We start from the raw sequence: 12243 nt of genomic DNA, 5'->3' as shown, positions 1-12243 counted from the left end.
AATCTGTCTTTTTAATATATTTTTAATTCAGTTTACTAAGCTGTTTCTATACCTTTTTTTGCTTTAACTTTTTTTGTGATTTTTATTTTCTCTCTTTTCCCACTTTCAGCCAAAACTAATTGTGGATTTCGAGTTAAAATAGTATCTCCATTAACTATTACTTTAGATACTTGTTCATTAGATGGAATATCAAACATGATTTCCTTCATTGTATCTTCTATAATAGATCTAAGTCCTCTAGCTCCAGTTTTTCTCTTAATAGCTTCTTTGGCTATAGCTTTTAGCGCTTCTTCTTCAAACTCTAATTCTACGTTATCCATCTCAAACAATTTCTTATATTGTTTAATCAGCGCATTTTTAGGTTCACTAAGAATTTTAACTAAGGCCTCTTCATCTAGTGCTTCAAGGGTAACCACTATAGGTAGTCTTCCTACAAACTCTGGAATCAAACCAAATTTCAATAAATCTCCTGGCATTATAGACTTAAGTAACTCCCCTACGTCTGCTTCTTCTTTAGATCTTATTTCAGCTCCAAAACCAACTGACGTAGTTCTAGTTCTTTTTTCTATAATCTTATCAAGTCCATCAAAGGCTCCTCCACAAATAAATAAAATATTTGCTGTGTTTATCTGTATAAACTCTTGGTGAGGATGTTTTCTTCCGCCTTGTGGTGGAACTGATGCTGTAGTACCTTCTAATATTTTTAATAATGCCTGCTGAACACCTTCTCCAGATACATCTCTAGTTATAGAAGGATTTTCAGATTTTCTAGCAATCTTATCTATTTCATCTATATAGATAATGCCTTTTTCTGCTTTTTCTACATCATAGTCAGCATTTTGTATTAATTTAAGTAAGATGTTTTCTACATCTTCTCCTACATACCCTGCTTCAGTAAGTGTTGTTGCATCCGCTATAGCAAAAGGTACATTCAAATATTTTGCCAATGTTTGGGCTAGCAATGTTTTACCACAGCCTGTAGGTCCAAGAAGTAATATGTTACTCTTTTGAAGTTCAACATCTCCCTCATTAACATTTGAATTTATTCTTTTGTAATGATTGTATACTGCAACAGCCAAGGATTTTTTAGCGGTATTTTGACCAACTACGTAGTCATCTATATATTTTTTTATTTCTGCTGGTTTTGGCAATGTGCCTAAATCTAGTTCAACATCTCCCTGAAATTCATCTACAATTATTTCAGAACATAATTCTATACACTCATCACAGATATATACTCCCGGTCCTGCTATTAATCTTCTAACTTGGTCTTGGGTTTTACCACAGAAAGAACATTTTAGTTGTTTTTTTTCATCATACTTTGGCATATTTTCACCTCTATTAACCTTATTTCACTTAATATTATTTCTTTTTACTTATAACTTCATCTATTAATCCATACTCCATAGCCTCTAGCGCACTCATGAAATAGTCTCTTTCAACATCATGTTGAATTTTTTCTATTGGTTGACCAGTTCTTTCACACAGTATTCTATTAAGTGTCTCTTTAGTTTTAAGAATTCTTCTCGCATGGATGTCAATATCAGTTGCTTGACCTTGGAATCCACCTAAAGGTTGGTGTATCAAAATTTCACTATTAGGTAATGCAAATCTTTTCCCCTTTTCTCCAGCTGCCAGTAAAAAAGCACCCATAGATGCTGCCATACCAGTACAAATAGTTGAAACTTGTGGTTTTATATACTGCATTGTATCATAAATAGCCATACCTGCTGTTATTGAGCCACCTGGACTATTTATATATAAATAAATATCTTTATCAGGGTCTTCAGACTCCAAATATAACAATTGAGCAACAATTAAACTAGCAGTAGTATCATTTACTTCTTCTCCTAGAAAAATTATTCTTTCTTTTAATAATCTTGAATAAATATCATAGGATCTTTCTCCCCTGTTTGTTTGTTCAACAACCATTGGCACTAAACTCATATAAATCACTCCTCTACTCTATAATAGAATTCTTTGAAACGTTAATCTAATTTTAATTCTATCCTAAATAATTGATTTTTAACCATATATTTTTAACCTATTTTTAACCTATATTAAAATTAATTGCCAGACAGTTATCTGGCAATTAATTTTAGTATACATTATGCAATAACTTTAGCGCTATCTACTAACATCTTTATTACTTTCTCATTTACAACATCAATTTTCAGATATTGTTTTTGTGCTTGCATTATTAAGTCAGCTGTTTTTTCTAAATCTTTATCTCCGTATTGCTTAGCAACTTCTTTAGCTTTTTCTAGCAATTCTTCATCACTAGCTTCAACTTTTTCTATTTTTGCTATTTCTGTTATTATTAAATCAGTTTTAACTCTCTTTTCAGCTGCTTCTTTCATATACTCTCTAACTTTTTCTTCAGTATTGTTAGTATACTGATAATACGATTCAAGATCTAAACCCTGATATTTTAATTTCATTTCTAAATCTTTAAGCATTGTATCAGTTTCTCTTTTTATCATAATATCTGGAATATCCATTGTAACATTAGAACAAACTGCATCAATTACAGCTTCTTCAAATTCTTTCACTTCTCTATCTTTACTTGATTTTAAAAGGTTTGTTTTAATGTCATTTCTTAGTTCTTCTAAAGTATCAAATTCAGATACTTCTTTAGCAAGCTCATCATCAATAGCTGGTAATTCTTTTACTTTCATACTTTTAACAGTTACATTAAAAGTTGCAAGTTTTCCATTTAAGTCTTCTCTTCCATATGCTTCTGGAAAATTAACTTTAACTTCTTTAGTTTCTCCAGCTTTTAATCCAATTAGCTGCTGCTCAAAGGTATCAATAAATGATCCTGAACCAATTTCAAGTTCAAAGTCTTTTCCTTCTCCGCCTTCAAAAGCTACCTCTTCAATAAATCCCTTAAAGTCTATAACTGCAATATTTCCCATTGCAATTTCGCCATCAACTTTTTCTTCGATTCTAGCATTTTTTTCTTGCATGCCTTTTAATTGGTTTTCAATTTCATCATCTGTTACATTATATTCAGCTTTCTTAGCTTCGAGTCCTTTGTATTCTCCGAGTTTTACTTCTGGAATTACTGCAACTGACGCAGTATATACAAAATCTTTTCCTTCGCCTATTTCAACAATATCAATTTTAGGATAATCCAATGGACTGATATCATATTCTTTTAAAGCCTCTGGATATGTATCATCACAACAGAAGTTTATAGCATCTTCAAAGAAAACACCTTCACCATACATTTTCTTTATTAAAGACATTGGTGCCTTACCTTTTCTAAACCCAGGAATGTTTATAGTTTTTGAATTCTTTGCAGAAGATTTTTTTAAAGATTCACTAAATCTTTTCGCCTCTACTGTTACTTCTAATTTAATAATATTTTTTTCTAATTTTTCCATTTTAACTATCATTATATTACTCCTCCTAATCACCACAAATGCTTTGTTAACCTTAACATTATAACATAACTTTTAGTGTATTTACAAATATTATTAAGCATATATGCTTATATAGTCTAATATTACTGATTATAACCAAGTTGTTTATAATTTACAAGATAATTTTACTAATGTTATACTCTGTTAACATTTAAAGTGAGATAATTACTTGATTTTGTTGTATTATGTATTTCCACAAATTAAATAGCTATTAATTGTTTAATTTCATCTAACTATTTAGTTACTCAAGTCATTAAAGGCCTTAGAAACAAAATTCTTCGCCTTAGTAATTTCCTCATAATTTGAATAATTTTCACTGTAAACTTCAATAATGCCTCTTCCACTATACCCAACACTCTTTAGTTTACTTAATATCATATTATAATCCAAATTTCCATTTCCGGGTAAAAGACAGGAATGATTTTCATCTCTATCATTAATATGAAGGTTTACTATTTTCTTACCCATAAGGTTTATATACTTATCCAAAGGAACCTTGGTTCTATAAGCTTGTTTTAAATCCAATGTAAAATATATTGGGTATTTTAATTTTTCCGATAAAAGTGTTAAAAATTTCAAATCAGCAGACATACACCAAGATACGTTTTCCTGTGCCAATTTAATACCTGATTCTAAAGCAATATAAGCTAGTTCACTATATATATCCACAACAAATTTAGTATCTAGCTCATTAAAATCTGTATAGCGCATACCATGAAAGGTATAACAACTTGCGCCTAAAGTCTTTGCTGCTTTGCAAACGCTCTTAAAATGTTTTAACATATCGCCTCTTCGTCTATCATATTTATCAAAAAGATATGGTTCAAAAGAACTGGAAAACGCATGAACTGAATTTACGTTGAATCCATAGTTTTCTTTCTTTTGGAGCAGTACCCTCACAAACTCCTCCTGGTACTCACTCCATGTGTTTAAAAATATTTCACCGCAATTAAACCCTAACTCACTCATCTTACCTATACTGTCTTCAGTATGCAAATTAGGATAAAAGCATGCCGAAGATAATCCTATATCCATACCAAACCCCTTTTCTCTACTCTATTGCCTCACCTGTAGCCGTTACATATACAACATTGCCATCTACATTTGTCTCAAGCCCCTTAGTGGCTATTTTTTTAAATTCAATGTTTTTACCTGATGCAGGTTTTACTTGCATGTGAACATTAGTTTTCAAATTTACCTTCCATATATATTGCTGTGCCTTTTCATTTATCCAAGGTAATTCACTAATGTATGCAATATTATCTTCATCAATGAACTTAGGCATAACTGACCAATTGTAATTTTTATGATTTTCAAGTATTCCCTCTTTGGTCAAAATTTCACCCTTACTAGACTCATATGTTTTCTTTGTAATATCTTTACTTGTTTTGTCTACATTAACATACATCAACTGTTGATTATTTTTGCTTTGTATAACTATTGATTTTTTACTTGGACTTATATCATATGTTATACCTTCAGTATCCGATACTCCCTTTATACTTTTTTCCCCTGCAGCCACATTAAATTCCACACTGATTTTTTGCCCATCAGATAAGTTTGCAACGAATATTTCACTTTTTAAAGCTACTTCCTTCTGTGGAACTTTAGTTTTTTCGGAATTTACCACCGGTTTGACAACCTCAGGTTTTTTTTCAACTTCTACTGCCTTTTCTTCTTTATCCTTTGATTTATTTAATAGGACACTATTTATACTTTTTTTGATACCTGCACCTTTATTTAATAGCGCATTAAAATCTGTAACTAAAAATATAGTTAACCCTATTATAGGTAAAATAATCAATAGCGATATTTTCCTTCTTCTTTTTTTTAATTCACTCTTATAATCTTTGCTAAACATGCTCGGTTTCCTCATATAAACTACCTCCAACCTAATTAATCTATTACTCATTATAACTCATAACAAATGAAAATAATATTAATTTTTTGGAGATTTCACAGCCATGTTTTTACAACAAACTTTTCTTCCTATGCATTAAGATAATAGATTTACAATTAACAACCATGCAACTTATTAAACTTATAAATATTACAATATCTTCTTCTATTATAAAGTATCACAATCATGGTTGTTTCACTTTATTATCAATCTGTTATTGTTTTTTTATTTATTACATTTCATAGTTTAATCGTTGAATTTCAACGGTTTTATAATTTACTTAATATTTTGAATTTTGCAACTTTTAAATAACCACTTGAACTGTTTCAATTTTAATATTACAATGTATTTATATTAATAAATTAAGTTTTTAAGGAGGAAAAAAAATGTTTAAACAATGGAATGGCTTTAAAGGCGATGAATGGAAAAACGGAATTGATGTAAAAGATTTTATTCAGAAAAACTATACCTTATATGAAGGTGACGATAGTTTTTTAGTAGGAACAACAACTAAGACTGATAAAGTTTGGGATAAAGCGAGTTCTCTTATTATAGAAGAAATAAAAAAAGGTATTATAGATGTAGAAACTAATGAGATTTCAGGAATAGATAATTTTGCTCCTGGATATATAGATAAAGAAAATGAAGTAATTGTTGGATTACAAACAGATGCACCACTCAAAAGAATAGTAAACCCATTTGGTGGTTTCAGAATGGTAGAGCAATCACTTGAAGAATATGGTTATAAATTAAACAGTGATATAGAAAAATTCTTTCCTAAGTATAGAAAAACTCATAACGAAGGAGTTTTCGATGCATACACACCTGCTACGAAAGTTGCAAGAAATGTAGGACTCCTAACTGGACTTCCAGATGCATATGGTAGAGGAAGAATAATAGGAGACTATAGAAGAATAGCTCTTTATGGAATAGATTTTTTAGTAGATCAGAAGAAAAAAGACTTAAATGAATTAACAGGACATGCTTCTGATGATTTGATAAGACATAGAGAAGAATTAAGTATGCAAATAAGAGCTCTTGCTCAGGTAAAGAGCATGGCCTTAAAATACGGTGTTGATATTTCAAAACCTTCTACTACAGCTTGCGAGGCTGTTCAAGCAGTTTATATTGGATATCTTGCAGGTATAAAAGAGAACAATGGTGCTGCAATGTCCCTTGGACGTACAACCACATTCCTTGACATCTATTTTGAAAGAGATTTAGCTGCAGGTACAATAACTGAAGATGGTGCACAAGAAATCATTGATCAATTCGTAATTAAACTTAGAATGGCAAGACATCTTAGAACACCTGAATACAATGAATTATTTGGTGGAGATCCAAATTGGGTAACAGAGTCAATTGGTGGGGTAGCTCTTAATGGTAAAGCTATGGTAACAAAGAATTCATTTAGATTCCTTCACACATTAACAAATTTAGGATCAGCACCAGAACCAAATATGACTGTGCTTTGGTCAGAAAAATTACCAGAAACCTTCAAAAAATACTGTGCTAAAATGTCTATAGAAACAGATGCAGTTCAATATGAAAATGATGATATAATGAGACCTATTTATGGAGAAGATTATGGCATAGCTTGCTGCGTTTCCGCTATGGAAATAGGTAAGAGAATGCAATTCTTTGGAGCTCGCGCAAACCTTGCAAAATCATTATTACTATCACTTAACGGTGGAGTTGACGAATTAAAAGGTAAACTAGTAGTACCTGGAATTCCAAAAAATAATGATGAAATTCTTGATTACAAATCAGTTAGAGAAATGTATTCAAAAGTACTCGCATATGTTGCTGATATGTATGTAAATACAATGAATACTATACATTATATGCATGATAAATATGCTTATGAAGCTGGACAACTTGCTTTTCATGACACTGATCTTAAATATTTCATGGCATTTGGTGTTGCAGGACTATCAGTTGCAGCTGACTCTTTAAGTGCTATAAAATATGCCAAGGTTAAACCAATAAGAAATGAAAATGGAATAACTGTTGATTTTGAAGTAGATGGAGATTTTCCTAAATACGGAAATGATGATGACAGAGTTGATGATTTAGCTGTTAATCTTATTAAAGAATTTAGTGATGAGCTTAAGAAGCATCCAGCTTATAAGGGAGCTGAACACACCTTATCAGCACTTACTATTACTTCTAATGTAGTTTATGGTAAGAAAACAGGATCAACTCCTGATGGAAGAAAACAAGGTATCGCACTGGCTCCAGGAGCAAACCCAACACAATGTAACGATGAAAATGGAGCATTAGCATCATTAAATTCAGTTGCTAAGATTCCTTATAGAAATTATTGCCAAGATGGAGTTTCAAATACTTTCTCAATAGTACCAGAGGCTCTCGGAATGGATGAAGCTGCAAGAATAAATAATTTAGTTTCCCTTTTAGATGGTTATTTTGCACAAAGTGCACATCATTTAAATGTGAATGTACTAAATAGAGAAATTTTAGTTGATGCTTACGAGAATCCAGACAAGTATCCAACATTAACAATAAGAGTTTCAGGATATGCCGTTCATTTCAACAGATTATCAAAAGAACAGCAACTTGAAGTTATTAGTAGAACTTTCCACAAAAAAATCTAATTAAAACATAATTTTATATAGTATGGGAGGTGCTTATTCACATAAGTACTTCTCAACTTATATAAAACTAACTATACACTCAACTATAAAACTAAACATAAATTTCATTTTATATTAAAGCAAAAACATTCCTAGATTTTTGTTTTAATATAAAATGAAGCTAAATTATTTTAAAATTGAGTATTTGTACTAAATAGGAGGAGGAATATATATGGTAAAAGGTAGAATTCATTCTATAGAAAGTATGGGACTAGTTGATGGTCCAGGAGTAAGAGTAGTTGTTTTTCTTCAAGGTTGTAAATTAAGATGTGCCTACTGCCATAACCCAGATACTTGGAAGCTAAATGGAGGAACCGAAATAACTCCAGAAGAGCTAATTCAAAAGATTGTTAGATTCAAACCATATTTTAGTAGATCCGGCGGTGGTGTTACCTTCTCTGGTGGTGACCCATTAATGCAACCTCAATTTCTAGTTGAATGTCTAAAATTATGTAGACTAAATGGAATTCATACTGCTCTCGACACCTCTGGTTTTGGAAATGGTGACTATACTGAAATATTAGAATATACAGATTTAGTTCTTTTAGATATAAAACAGACAACTAGTAAGGGTTATGTTAATTTAACCGGTAGAGATACATCCGATCTTAATATATTTTTGGAAGCACTAAGAAAGTCAAAATCAAGGGTTTGGGTAAGGCACGTTGTTGTACCTGGAATTACTGATTCTGTGGAACATATAACTAAGATTGCTGAAATCATTAATGAAGAAGTTCCAAGGGTTGATAAAGTTCAACTTCTTCCCTACCACGTTCTCGGAGTCAGTAAATATGAAGAACTAGGCATTCCATATAAGCTAAAAGGTGTAGAGCCTATGGATAAAGAGAAAATTAAGCAGCTTCAATTATTAATAGATAATTTAGTAAAAACTAATGAACTATCCGAATTTGAAACAGCATAACTCGTCATATGGTAAACAATCTGTTTTCCTATAGAATGCTATAACGAAAAGTATGTACTTTTGTTAGCATTCTATAAGAAAACAGAGGTTAAGGTACAGAAAAACCTCCTAATTTTAAAAATAGGAGGTCTTTTCTATTTATTTTATTTGCATATGTAGACAATTGAATAATCAATGAGTACAATTTCCTTTTAAGAATAATATGGCAGGGGTATGTCTTATATTTTTATAAAAAATTCTAGGAATATACACGTACACTTTATCATTGTAAAATAAATATTAAAGTAGGAGTAAAAAAACAGGAAATGAAGGTTATAATCAAGAAATCACTAATAAATAGTCTATGAAAAGGCGAGGAAGGGGTATATATTTTGAGTATTACTTTTAGGTATTATACAGATGAAGATTTTTTAAAATTAGAAGAACTTATTTTGGAAAGTTATAATTGGGGAAATCCACCATGGGGGTTAAGCCATCATGAGTTTTCTCGTGGAGTTAATAGTGCATGGGCAAATGTAAAAGATAATATCTACATTTATGAAGATATTTATAAATGTAGATAATTTTGTGTAAAATAATGGTATTATATTTATAATAGTTGTTTCGCGATTCTAAAATAAAGTAAAATTAATTTATAGTTTAAGGAGGTAGTCTATGAAAAAAGAAAGTATATTTACAAAATATTCATTAGGTGTTTTAATAGTATCCTTTTTGGTATTGGTAAATGAGTTTGTTCAACTAATACCGACTCATTCTACAAGTTTAGAAGGGCTTTTATTGTATTTTGGCCCAGTTATATTTGCAATTATTAGTGGAATATTTTCAATAGTTGGAGTAATTAAACACAAAACAAAATTGGGGTTATGGTTAATAGTAATTAATTTTATATTATTATTTTGGCCAATGTTATTTTTGTATGTAGGAACTTTCATTTTCGGAGTATAAAAATCCATATATGTAATATATTTAAACATTGATGTATCAAAAACGGTCGTTTATGATCCTTTAACAGAAAATTTAAATAAGAGTATTTACTTTTATTTATAAACGATATTCGTAAACTGCATAAACATACTTTAAGGAGCATTCAAGATAATTATATATTATATTGAATGCCCTTGTTATTTTAATAATATTTTTATAACATATGCCCTACTCAAAGTAAAATAAATCCTCGAACTTCTTGTCTAGTGCAATACAGAGAATAAAAGCAAGCTTCGCAGTAGGGCAAAACACACCCTTCTCAATCGAACATATTGTTTGTCGGGAAACGCCAACCATTTCAGATAAATTATCTTGAGTTAGATCTTTTTCTGCTCTTGCAACCTTTAACCTGTTTTTTAATATTAACTTTTCCACATTATCTAACCCCATTTACAAAAAAATCCAACAAAAATATACTAGATCCAAATAACATCAGAATGCCTGCAACTAAATATAACTTGCTTTCTGTTTTATTCTTGTACTTATAAATAATAGAAACTCCAAACTGAACAAAAAAAATACTTGCTAAGTCATTATATGGTATATGATGAGCCCATTTCCAAAAAATAATTATTAATAATAGAAACATTCCTATTTTTGCTGCGTAGTTTTCTGAATTTATTGCCATATCTTTACTTCTTTCATTACTCCACAAATTTTCAGATTTACTTTTTTCTAATATTTCTTCTTTTTTCATATAATAAAACCCCTTTTATTATTTTATTCTAATAATATATTATGCTTTCTACTTTGTCAATAATACTTTACATTAAGTCAATTTAACTTTACATTTATATTTATTGACTTAAATTAATAGGTATTCAAGCTAATCTTTGTTTTGTTAAAGTTCGTTAAATATGCTAAAGATGAACTCTGGCTATATGACTAACTTCTCTGACCTCATTATAAAATAAACGAACTTTAAGCTGATAAAACACGAACTTTATTAAAAAAGCAATGAAAATTATTGATATATTTAATATCATTATTAATAGTATAATCTACTCATAGGTTGTTTCGTCGTAGTCGTTAAAATTCACGAAGTAAAGGACTATTTTATATAAGGAAGGTTGGGATAATATGCCTTGTGTTGCTGAATTCGGTATTATAGATAAATTTGAAAGAAATAAAGATTATTCCTCTGATTATGAACCTCAAAAATATAATTGTGTTTCTATTGATGATGAAATATTAAACGACTGGTGGAATGAATTGACTTTAATTAAAACTTACTTTCATTGCTACAGTAGACCAGATTTTGCACTTGCAAGGTGGGGCGTTACTCTTATTCCTCCAGAATCATTAGAAGCTTTTTATAATATAGTTTCAAAAGATACAAAATCAAAATCATCAGTAGACTTGGTTGATTTAATGATATTGCTAAGAAAGGCGATATCTGAAAACAAATATGTCATACACTATGGTGTGTGAGCATTTGTTGAGTTACTTCGTATCTTTCTTTTATTGTTAAGTAAAAGTTTTAAAAAAAATTATAAATAGCTTTCATGATTTGATTTACAATATCCTTTTTTTAGAGCATTCTAACAAAAGTATATATTGCGTGGAATGCGTTAGAACAAGCCTTAGTAATTCATAATTTATTTTATTTGCAGGTGCGTGAAGAAAAATATATGTTTGAGCAAAGCGAGTTTATATTTTTTAGCAACTGCAAATAAAATAAATTTTTGAATTACTTGGCGAAGTGAGCGCATTCTAGCAATATATACTTTTAGTTATAGCATGCTGTAAGAGAAAGTGGATTTTCTCTTTATTTTATATTTCTACTACCAGGTTTTATATATGGTGTTCCCTCTTTGCAAAGTGGACACTCTGATGGATCATAGCTTTCAATATCTAGTTTTATGCAGCTATAAATTGGATAATCAATTGTGCTACTCCCCCTATCAACAATGCAGCATATTCCAACTACTTCTGCTCCAAGTTCCTTTAAAACCTTTATTGTTTCTAGAGAGGATTTACCAGTAGTTACTACATCCTCTGTAACTAAAACCTTCTGTCCACTCAAAATTTCAAATCCACGCCTAAGTTCGAAGGTGCCGTTTACTCTTTCAGTAAAGATGGCTGGCTTTCCTGTTTGTCTACCTACCTCATAAGCTACTATTATACCACCCATAGCAGGTCCTACTACCACATCAAAATCTATATCTTTAATTTTCTCCACTGCTACACTTAACACTTTTTCAGCCTTGTCTGGATACTGTAGCAATTTTGCACATTGACAATACCTATTACTGTGTCTTCCTGAGGATAATAGAAAATGTCCCTCTAATAGTGCACCTGATTCCTTTAGTATATCTAAAACATTAATATTCATAAAATCGCCTCCTGTTTTTT

The 12243-nt window shown here is 30.4% G+C and carries 13 protein-coding genes; 5 read left to right on the top strand and 8 right to left on the bottom strand.

The genetic code is table 11. The annotated features are described in order from the left end of the window. Positions 1 to 35: 35 nt before the first annotated feature. The 5 genes from clpX to KPL51_RS18865 all read right to left on the bottom strand — a co-directional run bounded on the left by clpX (position 36) and on the right by KPL51_RS18865 (position 5304). On the bottom strand, positions 36 to 1328 hold the full coding sequence (gene clpX / locus KPL51_RS18885) for an ATP-dependent Clp protease ATP-binding subunit ClpX (protein WP_216164946.1): 1293 nt from the start codon (positions 1326 to 1328) through the stop codon (positions 36 to 38). A 34-nt stretch (positions 1329 to 1362) separates the two neighbouring features. Beyond that, a complete protein-coding gene (gene clpP / locus KPL51_RS18880; RefSeq protein ID WP_216164943.1) occupies positions 1363 to 1947 on the bottom strand; it encodes an ATP-dependent Clp endopeptidase proteolytic subunit ClpP in 585 nt (194 codons plus the stop codon). A gap of 161 nt (positions 1948 to 2108) precedes the next feature. Further along, positions 2109 to 3401 (bottom strand): trigger factor, encoded by a 1293-nt coding sequence (tig, locus tag KPL51_RS18875; protein WP_216164940.1) that lies wholly within the window; start codon positions 3399 to 3401, stop codon positions 2109 to 2111. Between the two features lie 264 nt (positions 3402 to 3665). Further along, positions 3666 to 4463: a sugar phosphate isomerase/epimerase family protein gene (locus tag KPL51_RS18870; protein WP_216164937.1), complete on the bottom strand. Its 798-nt coding sequence runs from the start codon at positions 4461 to 4463 to the stop codon at positions 3666 to 3668. A gap of 16 nt (positions 4464 to 4479) precedes the next feature. After that, positions 4480 to 5304 carry a hypothetical protein gene (locus KPL51_RS18865; RefSeq protein ID WP_216164934.1) on the bottom strand — a complete coding sequence of 275 codons (825 nt, stop codon included), beginning with the start codon at positions 5302 to 5304 and terminating at the stop codon, positions 4480 to 4482. Between the two features lie 410 nt (positions 5305 to 5714). On the opposite strand from KPL51_RS18865, the gene pflB reads away from it, so the two are divergent. The 4 genes from pflB to KPL51_RS18845 all read left to right on the top strand — a co-directional run bounded on the left by pflB (position 5715) and on the right by KPL51_RS18845 (position 9849). Beyond that, entirely contained in the window at positions 5715 to 7943 is a 2229-nt protein-coding gene (gene pflB / locus KPL51_RS18860) for a formate C-acetyltransferase (RefSeq protein WP_216164930.1), read from the top strand. 211 nt (positions 7944 to 8154) lie between these two features. Continuing rightward, positions 8155 to 8904 carry a pyruvate formate-lyase-activating protein gene (gene pflA, locus KPL51_RS18855; RefSeq protein ID WP_216164927.1) on the top strand — a complete coding sequence of 250 codons (750 nt, stop codon included), beginning with the start codon at positions 8155 to 8157 and terminating at the stop codon, positions 8902 to 8904. 371 nt (positions 8905 to 9275) lie between these two features. Further along, positions 9276 to 9467: a hypothetical protein gene (locus KPL51_RS18850; RefSeq protein WP_216165023.1), complete on the top strand. Its 192-nt coding sequence runs from the start codon at positions 9276 to 9278 to the stop codon at positions 9465 to 9467. A gap of 91 nt (positions 9468 to 9558) precedes the next feature. Further along, positions 9559 to 9849, top strand: coding sequence for a YnaG family membrane protein (locus tag KPL51_RS18845; RefSeq protein ID WP_216164924.1), 291 nt, complete (start codon positions 9559 to 9561; stop codon positions 9847 to 9849). A 207-nt stretch (positions 9850 to 10056) separates the two neighbouring features. Here KPL51_RS18845 and KPL51_RS18840 read toward each other — a convergent pair whose 3' ends face one another. Together KPL51_RS18840 and KPL51_RS18835 are read right to left on the bottom strand one after the other, a co-directional pair. Further along, on the bottom strand, positions 10057 to 10278 hold the full coding sequence (locus KPL51_RS18840; RefSeq protein ID WP_216164921.1) for a helix-turn-helix transcriptional regulator: 222 nt from the start codon (positions 10276 to 10278) through the stop codon (positions 10057 to 10059). Beyond that, positions 10265 to 10585 carry a DUF6442 family protein gene (locus KPL51_RS18835; protein WP_216164918.1) on the bottom strand — a complete coding sequence of 107 codons (321 nt, stop codon included), beginning with the start codon at positions 10583 to 10585 and terminating at the stop codon, positions 10265 to 10267. Before KPL51_RS18835 ends, KPL51_RS18840 begins: the two co-directional genes overlap by 14 nt. Positions 10586 to 10968: 383 nt before the next feature. Between KPL51_RS18835 and KPL51_RS18830 the strand changes: the two genes are divergently transcribed. Then, complete coding sequence (locus KPL51_RS18830; RefSeq protein ID WP_216164915.1) at positions 10969 to 11319, top strand: hypothetical protein; 351 nt, start codon at positions 10969 to 10971, stop codon at positions 11317 to 11319. A 337-nt stretch (positions 11320 to 11656) separates the two neighbouring features. Here the strand turns inward: KPL51_RS18830 and pyrE are convergent, their stop codons facing one another. Beyond that, positions 11657 to 12223: an orotate phosphoribosyltransferase gene (gene pyrE / locus KPL51_RS18825; RefSeq protein WP_216164912.1), complete on the bottom strand. Its 567-nt coding sequence runs from the start codon at positions 12221 to 12223 to the stop codon at positions 11657 to 11659. Positions 12224 to 12243 lie beyond the last annotated feature (20 nt).

It is taken from the genome of Clostridium bowmanii, from assembly GCF_018861315.1.
Lineage (GTDB): Bacteria > Bacillota > Clostridia > Clostridiales > Clostridiaceae > Clostridium_AD > Clostridium_AD bowmanii.
The sequence above is the reverse complement of the archived record's forward strand: the minus strand, read 5'-3'. Positions and strand labels throughout refer to the sequence as shown.

What these genes read in the sequence shown, in the direction of transcription:
- clpX (WP_216164946.1), bottom strand. Translation starts at nt 1,328, where the DNA reads ATGCCAAAGTATGATGAAAAAAAACAACTAAAATGTTCTTTCTGTGGT.
- clpP (WP_216164943.1), bottom strand. Translation starts at nt 1,947, where the DNA reads ATGAGTTTAGTGCCAATGGTTGTTGAACAAACAAACAGGGGAGAAAGA.
- tig (WP_216164940.1), bottom strand. Translation starts at nt 3,401, where the DNA reads ATGATAGTTAAAATGGAAAAATTAGAAAAAAATATTATTAAATTAGAA.
- KPL51_RS18870 (WP_216164937.1), bottom strand. Translation starts at nt 4,463, where the DNA reads ATGGATATAGGATTATCTTCGGCATGCTTTTATCCTAATTTGCATACT.
- KPL51_RS18865 (WP_216164934.1), bottom strand. Translation starts at nt 5,304, where the DNA reads ATGAGGAAACCGAGCATGTTTAGCAAAGATTATAAGAGTGAATTAAAA.
- pflB (WP_216164930.1), top strand. Translation starts at nt 5,715, where the DNA reads ATGTTTAAACAATGGAATGGCTTTAAAGGCGATGAATGGAAAAACGGA.
- pflA (WP_216164927.1), top strand. Translation starts at nt 8,155, where the DNA reads ATGGTAAAAGGTAGAATTCATTCTATAGAAAGTATGGGACTAGTTGAT.
- KPL51_RS18845 (WP_216164924.1), top strand. Translation starts at nt 9,559, where the DNA reads ATGAAAAAAGAAAGTATATTTACAAAATATTCATTAGGTGTTTTAATA.
- KPL51_RS18840 (WP_216164921.1), bottom strand. Translation starts at nt 10,278, where the DNA reads ATGGGGTTAGATAATGTGGAAAAGTTAATATTAAAAAACAGGTTAAAG.
- KPL51_RS18835 (WP_216164918.1), bottom strand. Translation starts at nt 10,585, where the DNA reads ATGAAAAAAGAAGAAATATTAGAAAAAAGTAAATCTGAAAATTTGTGG.
- KPL51_RS18830 (WP_216164915.1), top strand. Translation starts at nt 10,969, where the DNA reads ATGCCTTGTGTTGCTGAATTCGGTATTATAGATAAATTTGAAAGAAAT.
- pyrE (WP_216164912.1), bottom strand. Translation starts at nt 12,223, where the DNA reads ATGAATATTAATGTTTTAGATATACTAAAGGAATCAGGTGCACTATTA.